Source organism: Stenotrophomonas sp. LGBM10, assembly GCF_046736075.1.
In the GTDB taxonomy this organism is placed as follows: Bacteria; Pseudomonadota; Gammaproteobacteria; order Xanthomonadales; family Xanthomonadaceae; genus Stenotrophomonas.
Genome location: NZ_CP177163.1, coordinates 1,622,536 through 1,638,534 on the forward strand (window position 1 = coordinate 1,622,536; position 15,999 = coordinate 1,638,534).

At 67.9% G+C, this 15,999-nt stretch carries 15 protein-coding genes; 12 read left to right on the top strand and 3 right to left on the bottom strand.

Annotated elements, in window-relative coordinates; all coding sequences use genetic code 11:
* The first annotated feature begins 90 nt into the window (after positions 1-90).
* Complete coding sequence (gene gloA, locus ACLB90_RS06845; protein ID WP_411852219.1) at positions 91-618, top strand: lactoylglutathione lyase; 528 nt, start codon at positions 91-93, stop codon at positions 616-618.
* Between the two features lie 32 nt (positions 619-650).
* Here gloA and ACLB90_RS06850 read toward each other — a convergent pair whose 3' ends face one another.
* Entirely contained in the window at positions 651-1,016 is a 366-nt protein-coding gene (locus tag ACLB90_RS06850; RefSeq protein WP_411852220.1) for a hypothetical protein, read from the bottom strand.
* Between the two features lie 128 nt (positions 1,017-1,144).
* On the opposite strand from ACLB90_RS06850, the gene ACLB90_RS06855 reads away from it, so the two are divergent.
* From ACLB90_RS06855 to ACLB90_RS06865, 3 genes are all read left to right on the top strand, one after another.
* A complete protein-coding gene (locus ACLB90_RS06855) occupies positions 1,145-1,573 on the top strand; it encodes a VOC family protein (protein WP_411852221.1) in 429 nt (142 codons plus the stop codon).
* A gap of 84 nt (positions 1,574-1,657) precedes the next feature.
* On the top strand, positions 1,658-2,968 hold the full coding sequence (locus ACLB90_RS06860; protein WP_411852222.1) for a putative DNA modification/repair radical SAM protein: 1,311 nt from the start codon (positions 1,658-1,660) through the stop codon (positions 2,966-2,968).
* Position 2,969: 1 nt separating this feature from the next.
* On the top strand, positions 2,970-4,403 hold the full coding sequence (locus tag ACLB90_RS06865; RefSeq protein WP_411852223.1) for a UdgX family uracil-DNA binding protein: 1,434 nt from the start codon (positions 2,970-2,972) through the stop codon (positions 4,401-4,403).
* A 142-nt stretch (positions 4,404-4,545) separates the two neighbouring features.
* Here ACLB90_RS06865 and ACLB90_RS06870 read toward each other — a convergent pair whose 3' ends face one another.
* Positions 4,546-4,977 (bottom strand): CBS domain-containing protein, encoded by a 432-nt coding sequence (locus ACLB90_RS06870; protein ID WP_411852224.1) that lies wholly within the window; start codon positions 4,975-4,977, stop codon positions 4,546-4,548.
* A 354-nt stretch (positions 4,978-5,331) separates the two neighbouring features.
* Here ACLB90_RS06870 and ACLB90_RS06875 point away from each other — a divergent pair, with 354 nt between their 5' ends.
* Entirely contained in the window at positions 5,332-6,165 is an 834-nt protein-coding gene (locus tag ACLB90_RS06875; protein ID WP_411852225.1) for a serine aminopeptidase domain-containing protein, read from the top strand.
* A gap of 14 nt (positions 6,166-6,179) precedes the next feature.
* Here the strand turns inward: ACLB90_RS06875 and glmS are convergent, their stop codons facing one another.
* On the bottom strand, positions 6,180-8,021 hold the full coding sequence (gene glmS / locus ACLB90_RS06880) for a glutamine--fructose-6-phosphate transaminase (isomerizing) (RefSeq protein WP_411852226.1): 1,842 nt from the start codon (positions 8,019-8,021) through the stop codon (positions 6,180-6,182).
* 205 nt (positions 8,022-8,226) lie between these two features.
* Between glmS and ACLB90_RS06885 the strand changes: the two genes are divergently transcribed.
* The 7 genes from ACLB90_RS06885 to ACLB90_RS06915 all read left to right on the top strand — a co-directional run bounded on the left by ACLB90_RS06885 (position 8,227) and on the right by ACLB90_RS06915 (position 15,996).
* Positions 8,227-9,495, top strand: a complete 1,269-nt coding sequence (locus tag ACLB90_RS06885) for an efflux RND transporter periplasmic adaptor subunit (RefSeq protein WP_411852227.1) — start codon at positions 8,227-8,229, stop codon at positions 9,493-9,495.
* A gap of 47 nt (positions 9,496-9,542) precedes the next feature.
* A complete protein-coding gene (locus ACLB90_RS06890) occupies positions 9,543-10,268 on the top strand; it encodes an ABC transporter ATP-binding protein (RefSeq protein WP_411852228.1) in 726 nt (241 codons plus the stop codon).
* 8 nt (positions 10,269-10,276) lie between these two features.
* A complete protein-coding gene (locus tag ACLB90_RS06895; protein WP_411852229.1) occupies positions 10,277-11,581 on the top strand; it encodes an ABC transporter permease in 1,305 nt (434 codons plus the stop codon).
* A gap of 16 nt (positions 11,582-11,597) precedes the next feature.
* Positions 11,598-12,818 carry an ABC transporter permease gene (locus ACLB90_RS06900; protein ID WP_411852230.1) on the top strand — a complete coding sequence of 407 codons (1,221 nt, stop codon included), beginning with the start codon at positions 11,598-11,600 and terminating at the stop codon, positions 12,816-12,818.
* A 1-nt stretch (position 12,819) separates the two neighbouring features.
* Positions 12,820-13,239 carry a PDZ domain-containing protein gene (locus ACLB90_RS06905; protein ID WP_411852231.1) on the top strand — a complete coding sequence of 140 codons (420 nt, stop codon included), beginning with the start codon at positions 12,820-12,822 and terminating at the stop codon, positions 13,237-13,239.
* Positions 13,240-13,318: 79 nt separating this feature from the next.
* Positions 13,319-14,659 carry a sigma-54-dependent transcriptional regulator gene (locus ACLB90_RS06910; RefSeq protein WP_411852232.1) on the top strand — a complete coding sequence of 447 codons (1,341 nt, stop codon included), beginning with the start codon at positions 13,319-13,321 and terminating at the stop codon, positions 14,657-14,659.
* Positions 14,656-15,996, top strand: coding sequence for a sensor histidine kinase (locus ACLB90_RS06915; RefSeq protein WP_411852233.1), 1,341 nt, complete (start codon positions 14,656-14,658; stop codon positions 15,994-15,996). The genes ACLB90_RS06910 and ACLB90_RS06915 overlap by 4 nt, the downstream gene beginning before the upstream one ends.
* Positions 15,997-15,999: the final 3 nt, after the last annotated feature.

Consider the following 15,999-nt stretch of genomic DNA (forward strand, 5'->3'; position numbering starts at 1 on the left):
GCCCCATTCTACCGTCGCGGCCCGGCCACGCGGAGGCCGTTAGAATGGGCGGTCTCGCCGCCGTGCGCGGCCTCCCCCAGAGGATCCCCCATGACCCTTGCGTCGCTGCAGTCCCAGCCCGGCGTTGCCGCCCAGCCCCCGGCCGAAACCAGCGGTTTCGTGTTCAACCACACCATGCTGCGCGTGAAGGACGTCGCCGCCTCGCTGGACTTCTACACCCGCGTGCTCGGCTTCCGCCTGCTCGACCAGCGTGACTTCGCCGAGGCCGGGTTCAGCCTGTACTTCCTGGCCCTGCTGCCAGCGGGCACGCAGATCCCCGCAGGCGACGATGCACGCCGCGTGTGGATGGCCGGCATTCCCGGTGTGCTGGAACTGACCCACAACCACGGCACCGAAAGCCAGGACGGCCCGGTCTACCACGACGGCAACAGCGATCCGCGCGGCTTCGGCCACATCTGCGTGTCGGTGCCGGACATCCAGGCCGCCTGCAAGCGCTTCGACGACCTGCAGGTGCCCTACCAGAAGCGCCTGGAAGACGGCCGCATGAAGCACCTGGCCTTCATCAAGGACCCGGACGGCTACTGGGTGGAGATCATCTCCAACACCCCGATCGCCTGATCCATCGGTGCGTGCATTCCACGGGCCAGGCCCTAGGGCTGGCCCTGGAACTCGAAGGCGGCGTGGAACGGCGCCTTGGGCGGCACGAAGACGGTGGTGCCGGCAAATCCGGCCTCGATGCACCGCGCCACCGGGCCATCGCCCTCGCGCCAGGTCCGCACCACCCTGCCCTGCGCATCCAACTGCATCACCACGGTGAATGCGGCCAGCGTGTCCGGCGCGGGCGTGGGCAGGCAGCGCGCGAAGCCGTCGCCCCCGATCCGGCTCATGCCATCGATCATGGCCGTATAGGCCGCCGGTTCCAGACTGTCTTCATCGCCGTGCGCCAGCGTGCGCACCTGGTCGTATCCGGTCCCCACGGCCGCCTGGGCCAGCAGCATCCACCAAAGCATCGTCATTCCTCCCGCCATGCCGCGATGGCGCCAGTGCGCAGCCTAGGGCAGCCCGCGCCCCGGCGGAAGAGCGGCCATGCAACGGGCACCGCGCGGTGCTATATCTGCCTGCCCATCCACACAATGGAGCCGGCATGGAAACCCAGCAACTGCACCGCGGCCGCCTGATCGATCACCTGCAACTGGTGGTCCGGGATCTCGCCGCCAGCCGCCGCTTCTACCAGGCGGTATTCGACACCATCGGCATCCCCATCGCCGGCGAAGGCGACACGTATTTCTGGGCCGACGAACTGTTCATCTCCACCGCCGACAGCGAGGCCGCTGCCGGTGAACTGACCGGCCGCCACCATTTGGCTTTCCAGGCGCGCGATCGCGCCACGGTGGATGCCTTCCACGTCGCCGCGCTGGCCGCCGGCGGCAAGGACAACGGCGCCCCCGGCGAACGGCCGTATCACCCGGGGTACTACGGGGCGTTCGTGATCGATCCGGACGGCAACAACATCGAGGTCGTCTACCACGGCGAGGCAACCTACAGTGCCGATTCGGTGAAGGTCACCTTCTGACCGCCCGGCCGCCGGCGCTGAACGCTTCAGCGTCGGGCCGGCCGCGTCTCATGGGATGAGATCGGCCCTGCCTACCGTGTGGGCATGGAAACGATACGCAAGCTGGCGATCCTGGCCGATGCCGCCAAGTACGACGCCTCCTGCGCCTCCAGCGGCGCGGGCAAGCGCGACTCGCGCAGCTCGGGCGGCATTGGCAGCACCGAAGGCGCCGGCATCTGCCACAGCTATACGCCGGATGGCCGCTGCGTATCGCTGCTGAAGATCCTGCTCACCAATTTCTGCATCTACGACTGCGCGTACTGCGTGAACCGCGTGTCCAGCAACGTGCCCCGTGCGCGCTTCAGCGTGGCCGAAGTGGTGGCGCTGACGATGGATTTCTACAAGCGCAACTACATCGAAGGTCTGTTCCTTTCCAGCGGCATCATCCGCAACGCCGACTACACGATGGAACGCATGGTGGAAGTGGCGCGCGTGCTGCGCGAGGAGCACCGCTTCGCCGGCTACATCCACCTGAAGACCATTCCCGAGGCATCGCCGGAACTGCTGGCCGCTGCCGGCCGCCATGCCGACCGCCTGTCGATCAACATCGAGCTGCCCACCGAGGCCGGGCTGGCCAGCTTCGCACCGGAGAAAACGCTGCCGTCCATCCGCGGTGCGATGGGCGAACTGCGCTGGCGCATTGAGGAGGCCAAGCAGGCCAAGGCCGACAGCGATGCGCGCACCGCCACGGTGTCATCGCCGCTCGCGGCCACGCCACTCAAACGCGCCGGACGCGCCCGCCCACCGCGCTTCGCCCCGGCCGGGCAGAGCACGCAGATGATCGTGGGTGCCGACGGTGCCAGCGACCAGCAGATCCTCAGCGCTGCCGACAACCTGTACGGCAATTACCGCATGCGCCGGGTGTACTACTCCGCCTTCAGTCCGATTCCCGACGCCAGCCGCCTGTTGCCGCTGCAGGCGCCGCCGCTGGCACGCGAACACCGCCTGTACCAGGCCGACTGGCTCCTGCGCTTCTACGGCTACGCAGTGGAGGAGATCACCGACACCACCCAGGGCGGCATGCTCGACCTGGATATCGACCCGAAGATGGCCTGGGCGATCCGCCACCCCGAGCGCTTTCCGGTCGACCTCAACGTGGCCTCGAAGGACATGCTGCTGCGCGTTCCCGGGCTGGGCGTGCGCAACGTGAAGCGGGTGCTGATGGCACGGCGTCACGGCCGTCTGCGCGTGGCCGATGTGGCACGCCTGCGCGCGCCGATGCGCACGCTGCTGCCGTTCGTGCAGCTGGCCGATCATCACCCGCGCCGCGCACTGGACGATCCGGCGGCACTGCGTGCGCGCCTGGCACCGCCACCGCGCCAGGCGTCGCTGTTCCCCGACACGGCCGCACCGTGAGATGACACGCTGGAGCGTGCGGGTCGATCCCGCGTGGTCGCTGCAGGCGTGGCGCGAGACCGCGCGGCTGGCGCTGCAGCATCGCGTTGCGCCGGAGCAGCTCGACTGGCTGCAGGCGGGCGAGGCCTCGCTGCTGGATGCGCCGGCACTGGCCAGCCTGCCCACGCCGGCCGCCGGCAGCGCCGCCATTCCCGTGCCGCAGGCGTTCGTCGCGCTGGCCGGTACCTGCCTGTGCCATAGCGACCCTCAACGGCTGCCGCTGCTGTACCGCATGCTGTGGCGCATCGTCCACGGCGAGCGCGGTCTGCTCACCAACCCGGCCGACCCGGACGTGCTGCGCGCGATGGCGCTGGCCCAGGCGGTGCGCCGCGACAGCCACAAGATGAAGGCCTTCGTGCGCTTCCGCGAAGTGCCGGGCGAAGCCGATGCGTTCATTGCCTGGTTCGAACCGGCGCATCACATCGTGGACCGCGTTGCGCCGTTCTTCGCGCGCCGGTTCGCCGGCATGCGCTGGGCGATCCTGACCCCGGCGCGCAGCGTGCAGTGGGATGGACAGCAGTTGGCGTTCGGCCCCGGTGCGCGGCAGGAGGATGCGCCGCGCGAGGATGCGCGCGAAGCGCTGTGGCGCACCTACTACGCCAACATCTTCAATCCGGCCCGGCTCAACACGCGGATGATGCAGCAGGAAATGCCGGCCCGGTACTGGAAGCACCTACCGGAAGCGACCCTGCTGCCGCGCCTGGTACGCGATGCGGGGGATCGCGTACAAGACATGCACGATCGCCAGGCGCAGGCACCGCGCCGACGCATTCCACAGGCGGCGGCACCGGTGGCCGCCACCCGTGCCGGCCTGGATGGACTCCGCGAGGCGGCCGCCAGCTGCCGGCGATGTCCGTTGTGGGAGCCGGCAACGCAGACCGTGTTCGGCGAGGGGCCGGCGGATGCCCGGATCATGCTGGTGGGCGAACAGCCGGGCGATGCCGAAGACCTCAGCGGGCATCCGTTCGTGGGGCCGGCCGGCCGGTTGCTCGACAGCGCGCTGCGCGAACTCGGCATTGATCGCGGCACGTTGTATCTGACCAATGCAGTGAAGCATTTCCGCTTCGAACGTCGCGGCAAGCGACGCATCCACAGTACCCCGCAGATCACCCATATCACGGCCTGCCGCCCCTGGCTGATGCGCGAGATCGAGAACGTCCGCCCACAGGTGATCGTGTGTCTGGGCGCGAGTGCGGCAACGGCCGTGTTGGGCGCCGGCGTCACGCTGAAGGAGCACCGCGGCCGCTGGCATTCGCTGGACGATGGCACGCGCGCGTTCGCCACGGTGCACCCGGCGTGGGTACTGCGACAGGGCGAGGGAGAGGCGCGGGAGGCCGCGTACCGGCTGCTGCGGGACGACCTGCGGCAGTTGCTCGACGACCGCCACGGGCGGTGATGCGCTCCCGGAGCGCCGGCCAGCGGCCGGCACAACCGGTCAGCAGCGCGAACGCCAACCAGCCGATTCATTCCGGCGTGTGGCCGGCCTCAGGGGTCATCGGGTGGTGGCGTCTGCGGCGGGAATCAACCCGCGACGGGCATCAATGCGCCGCCATGTAGATGTCCTGCAGCACCGCCTTCTCCAGCTCCAGCTCGCTGAGCAGGTTCTTGACGATGTCGCCCAGGCTCAGGATGCCCACCAGCTTGGCATTCTCGGTCACCATCAGGTGGCGGTGCCGGGAATAGGTCATCAGCGCCATCGCCTGCTTCAGCGTGGCCTCCGGGGCGATGCCTTCCAGGCCTGCCGACGGCAGCGTGGCGATGACCCGGCGACCGGCCTGCGGACCGTCGTCGGCCAGGCTGCGCACGATGTCCTTCTCGGAAATGATCCTTACCGGTGCATCGTCCTTCATCACCACCAGGGCGGCGATCTTGTGCGCGCTCATCTTGTGTGCGGCGGCACCGATGGTGTCGTCCACGTCGATGGTGACGATGGCTTCTTTCTTGGACTGCAGGAGTTCGCGGACGTTCATTCTTGTTTCCTGTTGCAGGTTACTGAAGTCGAGAGGTGCGCCTGGTTGCAGCGAGGGCGGCGACACAGCGTGCGCCCGGCCCTCGGTCATTCGATTCTACGGCCGCACCTTGGCCCAGGAGTTTGCAGATCTGGGACAGTTCGTCGCTGAAAACGGCTGACAACCCGAGAATGGCACCGGCATGAAAACCGTCGCTGAATGCCGCAGCGGGGCACGCCTAAAGTTCACCCCGCCGCGACCGAGGGGGCGGCAGACGAAGTGACTTCCGGCACGTCGCGCCGATGACTGCCAGCACCTGCCCCGGCCGGGTCCGGCTTCTACAGTGGCGGTGTCTTCTTCCAACGGATGCCCTGCATGACCCGGTCCCTGTTCCTGCGCGGCCTGATCGCCGCCCTGCTGTCGCTGATGTGCCTGGCCACCGCCTGGGCCGCCCCCTCCGCCACGCTGCCGTTGCAGGTGTCCGCGCAGCGCGCCACCACGATGGATGTCCGGGTACCGGAGAAGGTCCGCGGGGTGGTGCTGTTCTCCAGCGGTCACGGCGCCTGGCCGGCCCGTTATGACGCGTTGCTGCAGTCGTGGACGGACGCGGGCTTTGCAGTGGTGGCACCGCTGCACGTCGATTCGGTCAAGCACCCGGACCGGGCGCAGTTCACCCTGCAGCAGGGCTTCAGCGAACGCCTGGCCGACATGCGCGCCGCCAGCACCTACGCCGCGGCGCGCTGGCCGCAGGTGCCGGTGGTGGCTGCGGGCCACAGCCTGGGCACGCTGATCTCGGCGATACTGGGTGGCGCGCTCGCCGACCTGGGGCCGCTGCGCGATCCCACCGTGGTGGCGGTGCTGGGTTACTCCTCGCCGGGCCGGATCCCGGGCCTGATCGGCCCGGATGCGTATGCCACGCTGGCGGTGCCGCTGCTGCTGATCACCGGCGACCAGGACCGGGTGCCGGGCTTCGTCACCGATCCGGTGGACCACCTGTATCCGGTGCAGACCGCGCCGGCAGGCGACAAGACCGCGCTGGTGCTGCAGGGCGGTGACCACAACCTGATCGGCGAACAGGACGGCGCACGGGTGGTCCGTGCCCGCGCCCTCGGCACCGCGTTCCTGCAGTCCCGGGTGCTGGCCGACGATCAGGCGGCGCAGCTGCTCACTGCGCCGCCGCGCGACGGCGAGCAGTGGCTGCGCCGCTGACTCGCGACGCCGGCTTACTCCACCGTCACGCTCTTGGCCAGGTTGCGCGGCTTGTCCACGTCGGTGCCGCGCGCCAGTGCGGTGTGGTAGGCCAGCAGCTGCACCGGAATGGTGTGCACCACCGGGCTGAGCAGGCCGGCATGACGCGGCGTGCGGATCACGTGCACGCCTTCGGACTCGACGAAGTTGCTGTCCTGGTCGGCGAACACGAACAGTTCGCCACCGCGCGCGCGCACTTCCTGCATGTTGGATTTGACCTTCTCCAGCAGGCTGTCGTTCGGCGCGATCACCACCACCGGCATGTCTTCGTCCACCAGCGCCAGCGGGCCGTGCTTGAGCTCGCCGGCCGGATAGGCCTCGGCGTGGATGTAGGTGATTTCCTTGAGCTTGAGCGCACCTTCCAGTGCGATCGGGTAGTGCAGGCCGCGGCCGAGGAACAACGCGCTGCTCTTGCGCGCGAAGCGCTCGGCCCACGCGGCGATCTGCGGCTCCATGTTGAGCGCGTGCTGCACGCTGCCCGGCAGGAACCGCAGCTGCTCCAGGTAGTCCGCTTCCTGCGCGGCATCGATGCGGCCGTGCAGCTTGCCCAGCACCACGGTCAGCTGGAACAGCGCGGCCAGCTGGGTGGTGAAGGCCTTGGTCGACGCCACGCCGATCTCGGCACCGGCACGGGTGTAGCAGACCAGCTCGCTGGCGCGCGGAATCGCGCTTTCCGGCACGTTGCAGATCGACAGCGTGTGCAGGTGGCCCAGCGACTTGGCGTACTTGAGCGCCTCCATCGTGTCCAGGGTTTCGCCGGACTGGGAGATGGTGACGATCAGGTGCTTGGGGTTGGCATACGCGGCGCGGTAGCGGTACTCGCTGGCGATCTCCACGCTGCACGGCAGGCCGGAGATGGCTTCGATCCAGTAACGCGCGGTCAGGCCGGCGTAGTAGCTGGTTCCGCAGGCGATGATCTGCACGCCTTCGATGCCCGACAGCACGGCTTCGGCATTCTTGCCGAACAGCTCGGCCGGGAAACCACCGGCGTCGATCGCCGCCTCGATGGTGTCGCCCAGCGCGCGCGGCTGCTCGTGGATTTCCTTCTGCATGAAGTGGCGGTACGGGCCCAGTTCCAGCGAGGCCAGCGACACGTCCGACAGATGCACATCGCGGACCACCGGCTGGTCGCGGTCGTCGAACACCTGCACGCCATCGCGGCGGATGTCGGCGGTGTCACCCTCTTCCAGGAAGATCACCCGGCGCGTGGCCGAGATGATCGCGGACACGTCCGAGGCGACGAAGTTCTCGTCCTCGCCCAGGCCGACCAGCAGCGGGCAGCCCATGCGCGCGCACACGAAGTGCTCCGGCTCGGCACGGCTCATCACCGCCAGCGCGTAGGCACCGGTCAGTTCCTTGACCGTGCGCTGCAAGGCCGACAGCAGGGTGTCGCCGTCCTTGAGGTGGTGGTGCATCAGGTGCGCGATGACTTCGGTGTCGGTCTGCGACTCGAAGGTGTAGCCCAGCGCACGCAGTTTCTCGCGCTGCTCTTCGTGGTTCTCGATGATGCCGTTGTGGACCAGCGCCACGCCGTGGCTGATGTGCGGATGCGCGTTGGCTTCGGTCACGCCACCGTGCGTGGCCCAGCGGGTGTGGCCGATGCCCAGCACGGCATCGAAGCCCTCGCTGGCCGCGGCCTTTTCCATCTCGGCAACACGACCGGTGCGGCGCACGCGGCGCACCTGCGCCTGGCCGTCGCCCTGTTCCAGCACCGCGATGCCGGAGGAATCGTAGCCGCGGTATTCCAGCCGCTTCAGTCCTTCGATGAGTACCGGTACCACGTCGCGATTGGCGATCGCTCCCACAATGCCGCACATATGATTCTGATCCCTGCCGTTGAGTTCTGCATTCTAGCGTGGCGCCCGCATCCGCCACGCCGCTGTCCGCTTAACGAAAGTGTCCGCGCCGCTGTCCGCGGACAGGCGGACAGTCGGGAGCAGATTTCAAGTCATTGTTTTTCATGGGTAAAAAGTTGGCACGGAGTCTGCTTTCTCTTGGGCAACCCAACCGCGAACGAGCCCGATGATCCGCGACACTTCCGCCCAGGACCAGACTCTCTCCGCTGCCGGCACCCCTGCGCCCTGGAAGCGCTGGCTGTGGCCCGGCCTGGCCGCACTGGTGGTGCTGCTGGCCATCGGCTTTGCCGCCCGGGCCTGGCTGGGCGCCAGCCGCTCCTTCGACAGCGCGCGGGTGCGCATCGCCGAGGTCAAGCGCGGCGATCTGGTCCGTGACATCGCCGCCGACGGCCGCGTGATCGCCGCCAACAGCCCGGTGCTTTACGCGATCTCGGCCGGCACGGTGGATCTGAAGGTGGTCGCCGGCGACGTGGTCAAGAAGGGCCAGGAACTGGCGGTGATCGACAGCCCGGAACTGCGCAGCAAACTGGCCCAGGAGCAGGCCACCCTGGCCGGCCTGGAAGCCGAAGCCAGCCGCGCCACCCTCGATGCCACCCTGGCCCGCGCCAAGTCCCGCAAGGAAACCGACCAGGCCAGCATCGAGCGCCAGGCCGCCGACCGCGACCTGCAGCGCTACCAGCGCGGCTTCGATGGCGGTGCGGTGCCGCAGATCGACCTGGCCAAGGCCAACGACACCCTGAAGAAGGCCGACATCCAGCTTGCCAACGCGCAGACCGATGCGCGTCTGCAGAGCCAGGGCGCCGACCTCGACGCCCGCAACAAGCACCTGCTGGCCGAACGCCAGAAGGCGGTGGTGGCTGAAGTGCAGCGCCAGGTCGATGCCCTGACCCTGCGCGCCCCGTTCGATGGCCAGGTGGGCCAGGTCCAGGCCACGCAGCACACCAACGTGATTGCCAACGCGCCGATCCTGGGCGTGGTCGATCTGTCGCGCTTCGAGATCGAGATCAAGGTGCCGGAAAGCTTCGCCCGCGACCTGGCGATCGGCATCCCTGCCCAGCTGACCAGCGGCAACGGCCAGCCGTTCCCGGGCGAGATCAGCGCGGTGTCGCCGGAGGTGGTGGCCGGCGAAGTCAACGCCCGCATCCGTTTCTCCGACAAGCAGCCGCAGGGCCTGCGCCAGAGCCAGCGGATGCAGGCGCGGGTGATGCTCGATACCCGCCGCAATGTCGTGAAGGTTGAACGTGGCCCGTTCGTCGAACAGGGCAACGGCAACGCCTACGTCATGGATGGCAGCACCGCCGTCCGTCGCCCGGTCAAGCTCGGTGTGAGCAGCCTGGGCGAAGTGGAAGTCCTCTCTGGCCTGCAACCCGGCGATCGCGTCGTGGTGTCCGGCAGCGATCTGTTCGGCGATGCCGAGCAGGTCTCCATCAACTGATTCCCCCAACACACGCCACCCTCAACGAACCGCAAAGGAAAACAGTCATGCTCGAGATGCGCTCGGTCGCCAAAGTGTTCCGCACCGAACAGGTGGAAACCCATGCCCTGCGGTCGCTGGACCTGCATGTCCGCGAAGGCGAGTTCGTCGCCGTCACCGGTCCGTCCGGGTCGGGCAAGACCACCTTCCTCAACATCGCCGGCCTGCTGGAGACGTTCACCAGCGGCACCTACCTGCTTGATGGCCAGGACGTCAGCAAGCTCGGCGACGATGCGCGCAGCCGCCTGCGCAACCAGAAGATCGGCTTCATCTTCCAGGGCTTCAACCTGATCTCCGACCTCAACCTGTTCGACAACGTGGACGTGCCGCTGCGCTATCGCGGCATGCCGGCGGCCGAGCGCAGGCAGCGCATCGAGCACGCCCTGTCACAGGTGGGGCTGGGGTCGCGTATGAAGCATTACCCGGCCGAACTGTCCGGCGGGCAGCAGCAGCGCGCGGCCATCGCGCGCGCATTGGCAGGCAGTCCGCGCCTGCTGCTGGCCGACGAACCGACCGGCAACCTGGACAGCCAGATGGCACGCGGCGTGATGGAGCTGCTGGAGGAAATCAATGCCAATGGCACCACCATCGTGATGGTGACCCACGATCCGGAACTGGCCGCACGCGCCAAGCGCAACGTGCACATCGTGGACGGCCAGGTCACCGACCTGCTGCGCGATCCGGTGCTGGCCACGCCGCGCCCCGCTGTTGCCGCCGCCATCGCCAACGACTGAGGCCCGTCATGCTCGCCTACTATTTCCGACTCGCCCTGCGCAGCTTCCGGCGCAACAAGGTGCTGACCGCGCTGATGGTGCTCGCCATCGCGCTGGGCATCGGCGCCTCGATGACCACGCTGACCGTGTTCCATGTGCTGTCCGGCGACCCGATCCCGCAGAAGAGCGACCGCCTCTTCAACGTCCAGCTGGACCCGCAGTCGCTGCTCGGCTACCAGCCTGGCGAAGAGCCCTCCGACCAGTTGACCCGTTTCGATGCCGAGCGGCTGCTGCGTGACAAGCACGCCAAGCACCAGGCGATGATGACCGGCGGTGGCGTCACCATCGAGCCGGACAACAGCACGCTGCGCCCGTTCGTCACCGATTCGCGTTACACCTCGGCAGACTTCTTCCCCATGTTCGATACGCCGTTCCAGTACGGACAGGGCTGGAAGAGCGCCGAAGACGACGGTCACGGCCGCGTCGCAGTGATCTCGCGCACGCTCAACCAGAAGCTGTTCGATGGCGCCAACAGTGTCGGCAAGTCGCTGCGCATCAACGGCAACACCATGACCGTGGTCGGCGTGCTCGATGAGTGGCATCCCAACCCGCACTTCTACGACCTGAACACGGGCCGCTACGGTGACAGCGAGGACATCTTCCTGCCGTTCTCCACCGCCATCGAGCTGAAGTTCGACCGCAGTGGCAGCATCGACTGCTTCGGTCGCCGCAGCGAAACCGATCCGACCGGCCCCAACGCCAGCTGCACCTGGATCCAGTACTGGGTGGAACTGGAAAACCCCGGCCAGGCGGCGGAGTACCGCCGGTACCTGGAGAACTATTCCGACCAGCAGCGCGCCGCCGGCCGCTTCGAGCGCCCGAACAATGTGCGCCTGCGCAATGTCATGGAGTGGCTGGACTACAAGCAGGTGGTGCCTGGCGACGTTCGCCTGCAGCTGTGGCTGGCGATGGGCTTCCTGCTGGTCTGCCTGATCAACACCGTTGGCCTGCTGCTGGCCAAGTTCCTGCGCCGCAGCGGCGAGATCGGGGTGCGTCGCGCGCTGGGTGCCAGCCGTGGCCAGATCTTCCTGCAGTCGCTGGTCGAGGCCGGCACGGTCGGCCTGGCCGGCGGCGTGCTCGGTCTGGGGCTGGCGGCACTGGGGTTGTATGCCGTGCGGCAGCAGCCGGTGGACTACGCCAAGTTGGCCACACTGGATGGGCAGATGCTGCTGCTGACCTTCGCGTTGACCCTGGTCGCCAGCCTGCTCGCCGGGTTCCTGCCGGCGCTGCGCGCCATGCAGGTCACGCCCGCCATCCAACTCAAATCGCAGTAAGGATCCGGAGCACATCATGGATATCCGTCCCATCCTCTCCACCCTGCGCCGGCACAAGACCGCCGCGGCACTGATCGTGCTGGAGATCGCCCTGACCTGCGCGATCGTCTGCAACGCATTGTTCCTGATCGGCCAGCGCATCGAGAAGATCAACCAACCCAGCGGCATCGCCGAGAACGAACTGGTCGAAATCCGCCTGGGTGGCATCGGCCCCCAGGTCAATGCCGCCGCGCGCACCCGTGAGGACCTCGCCGCCCTGCGTGTCGTTCCCGGGGTCAAGAGCGCCACCACCCTGAACCAGATTCCGTTCCGCAACAGCTCCTGGAACACCAGCCTCGGGCTGGTGCCCAATCAGGAGCGCCCGACGCTGAGCACCTCGCAGTACTTCGCCCGCGAAGGCGCGCTGGACACGCTGGGCGTGGAGCTGGTTGCCGGCCGCGATTTCCAGAGCGACGAGTACCGCGATGCGGAAGAGGCAATGGCCGATGAGACGACCGAGAAGACCGGCTCGGCCGTCGTGGTGACCAAGGCGATCGCCGACAAGATGTTCCCCGGCGGCGACGCGCTGGGCAAGACGGTCTACAGCGGCTCGATGCCCCTTCGCATCGTCGGCATCGTCAAGGTGCTGGCCCGTCCCACCTCGCGCGACGGGGACATGCAGTACTCGATCGTGCTGCCGCTGCGCACCACCTATGAGGAAGGCTTCTACCTGGTCCGGGTGACCGATCCGGCGCGCCGGGACGAGGTGATCAAGGCGTCCGTCGCCGCATTGGAGAAGGTGGATTCGAGCCGCCTGATCCGTGGCAAGTACAGCTATGAGGAACAGCGCCAGAAGTACTTCGCCAACGACCGCGCGATGGTCGGCCTGCTGATCACGGTATGCGTGGCGCTGCTGGTGGTGACTGCCCTGGGCATCGTCGGGCTCGCCAGCTTCTGGGTTCAGCAGCGGACCAAGCAGATCGGCATCCGTCGTGCGCTGGGGGCGACCCGCAGCCAGATCCTGCGCTACTTCCAGACCGAGAACTTCCTGCTGGCCACGGTCGGCATCGTGCTGGGCATGTTGATGGCCTACACGATCAACCTGTACCTGATGAACAACTACGAGCTGCCGCGCATGCCGATCAGCTACCTGCCGATCGGTGCGGTGCTGCTGTGGCTGCTCGGCCAGATCGCCGTCTTCGGCCCGGCGCGCCGCGCCGCCGCCGTCCCCCCTGCCGTTGCCACCCGGAGTGCCTGAGATGCGCCAGACCAGAATCGCGACCCTGCTGTTGACCCTTCTGCTGGCCAGCGCCCCCGCGCTGGCCGCCCGCCAGACCGATACCGCGCGCCTGGAATGGCGCGATACCGACCACCATCTGGTGGTGGATGCCAGCAACGGCATCGTGCGCGTCACCACCACCGAACCGGACAGCTATTTCGGCGTCCGCAGCGGCGACCGGATCCTGCGTGTCGACGGCAGGCCGGTCCGCGGGATCAACGATGTGACCGATGTGCTGGCCCGCAGCAGCCGCACCCGGTTGCCGGTGACGGTGCTGCGCCGGGGCAGCGAGGCCACCGTGGAGGTCAACACCGCGGCGTGGCGCAACGTGGTGCCTGCCAACCCGCCGGCACCACCGGCCCCGCCGGCGCCGCCGGCAGCGCCCAGCCCGCGCGGCTGAGGCTGCCTGCGCCGGGCCATCTGCCCGTTGGCCCGGCGCTCCGGTACTCTTGATGCCACTTACCGGCCCTCGATGACGCATGCCTTCGATTCTGATCATTGACGACAACGCCAGCGTCGGCACCGCGCTGGAAGTGCTGTTCTCCCTGCACGACATCGACGCGCTGCATGCGCTGTCGCCCGAGGCCGGCTTGGCCCTGCTGGAACAGCAGCCGGTGGACCTGGTGATCCAGGACATGAACTTCACCGAGGACACCACGTCCGGTGAGGAGGGCGAAGCGCTGTTCGAGCAGATCCGCGCCCGCCACCCCGATCTGCCGGTGATCCTGCTGACCGCCTGGACCCACCTGAGCAGCGCGGTGGATCTGGTCAAGGCCGGTGCCGCCGACTACCTGGCCAAGCCGTGGGACGACCGCAAGCTGCTGATCACGGTCAACAACCTGCTGGAGCTGTCCGAAACCCGGCGCGAACTGGACCGCCGGCGCGAGCGCGAACAGCGCGACCGCTCGGCGCTGGAGTCGCGCTACGACCTGCGCGGTGCGGTGGTTGCCGACCCGGCCAGCGAGCGCGTGGTGAACCTGGCGTGCCAGGTCGCACGCTCGGCGCTGCCGGTGCTGATCACCGGCCCCAACGGTGCCGGCAAGGAGAAGATCGCCGAGATCATCCAGGCCAATTCGCTGGTCGCCAAGGGCCCGTTCGTCGCGCTGAACTGCGGCGCGATTCCGTCCGAGCTGATCGAGGCCGAACTGTTCGGTGCCGAAGCGGGTGCCTACACCGGTGCCAACAAGGCACGCGAAGGCAAGTTCGAGGCCGCCGACGGCGGCACCCTGTTCCTGGACGAGATCGGCAACCTGTCGCTGGGCGGCCAGATGAAACTGCTGCGCGTGCTCGAAACCGGGCGCTTCGAACGCCTGGGCTCCAACCGCGAACGCCAGGTCAAGGTGCGTGTGATCAGCGCCACCAACGCCGACCTGCCGGCCATGATCCGCGACGGTCACTTCCGCGAGGATCTGTACTACCGCCTCAATACCGTCGAGCTGGCGCTGCCGCCGTTGGCCGAGCGGCCCGGCGACATCCTGCCGCTGGCCGAACGTTTTCTGGACAGTGGCAAGCCGCTGTCCACGGCCGCGGCCACCGCACTGCAGCGCCACGGCTGGCCGGGCAATGTGCGTGAGCTGCGCAACGTGCTGCAACGCGCCGACCTGCTGGCGATGGGCCCACGCATCGAGGCCGGCGATCTCAATCTGCCGCGTGCCCCAGCGCCACGCGCCGCGAGCCCGACGGTGGATCCGGATCGCAGCCGGATCGAAACGGCCCTGGCCCACAACCACGGCATCATCGCCCAGACCGCCGCCGAACTCGGCCTCAGCCGCCAGGCGCTGTACCGGCGCATGGACCGCTACGGCATCCCGCGCGAATGAAGCGGCGTTCCTTCACCTTCCGGCTGTTCCTGCGCCTGCTGCCGGTGCTTGCACTGGCTGCCGCCTTCCCGTGGTACCTGGCATTCTGGCTGGATCACGGCTGGGCGGTGACTGCGATCTCGGTCGTGGTGCTGTTGTCGCTGATGTGGTGGAGCCTGCGCCGTGCGACCGCGCCGATCCGCTCATTGCTGCGCGCCCTGTCGGGCACCACCAGCAGCTACCGCGACGGCGAATACAACTTCGGCATCTACTGGCCGTCCAACGACGAGCTCGGCGACCTGGTGCAGGCGCACCGCGAACTGGGCGACGTGCTGCGTGAGCAGCGCCAGGGCCTGGTCCAGCGCGAACTGCTGCTGGACACGATGGTGCAGAACACCCCGGTGTCGATGCTGCTGCTGGCCAATGGCGGCGACGGTGTGCAGCGGGTGGTGTTCTCCAATTTGGCCGCGCGCAAGCTGCTGCACCACGGCTGGAAACTGGAAGGCCAGCGCATGCAGGACGTGCTGGAGACCATGCCGCTGGAGCTGCGCGATGCCATCCAGCGCGGCGGCGACAGCCTGTTCGCGGTGCACGAGGAAGACGGTGACGAGGACGACGAGCAGGTCTATCACCTGTCGCGCCGCAACTTCCATCTCAACGGTCGCCCGCACGACCTGCTGCTGATCCGCCTGCTCACTGCCGAGCTGCGCCGCCAGGAAGTGCAGACCTGGAAGAAGGTGATCCGGGTGATCAGCCACGAGCTCAACAACTCGCTGGCACCGATCGCCTCGCTGGCGCATTCCGGCGGCGAACTGGTCCGGCGTGGCAAGACCGAGCGGCTGGAGGAAGTGTTCGCCACCATCGAAGACCGCGCCCGCCACCTGGAGGGTTTCATCCGGGGCTACGCGCGCTTCGCCAAGCTGCCGCAGCCGCAGCTGCAGAACGTGCAGTGGCTGCAGTTCCTGACCAGCCTGCAGCACCAGATCCCGTTCCGCATGGAGGCCATCGGCGATGACCTGCACAGCCGGGTGGACATCGCCCAGTTCGGGCAGGCACTGCTCAACCTGCTCAAGAACGCGCACGAAGCCTGCGGCGAAGCCGAACCGCCCAACGACGATGTCGAGCTGCGGCTGACCCGCCTGCCGCAGTGGTTGCGGCTGGAGGTGCTGGACCGTGGCAAGGGCATGAACGAGGCGGTGCTGCAGAACGCGCTGATGCCGTTCTACTCGACCAAGCGCAACGGCACCGGCCTGGGCCTGGCGCTGACCCGCGAGATCGTCGAGGCGCACGGTGGCCGCATCTCGCTGCAGAACCGCCGCGAAGGCGGTCTGTGCGTGGCGATCTTCCTGCCCATGTAACGG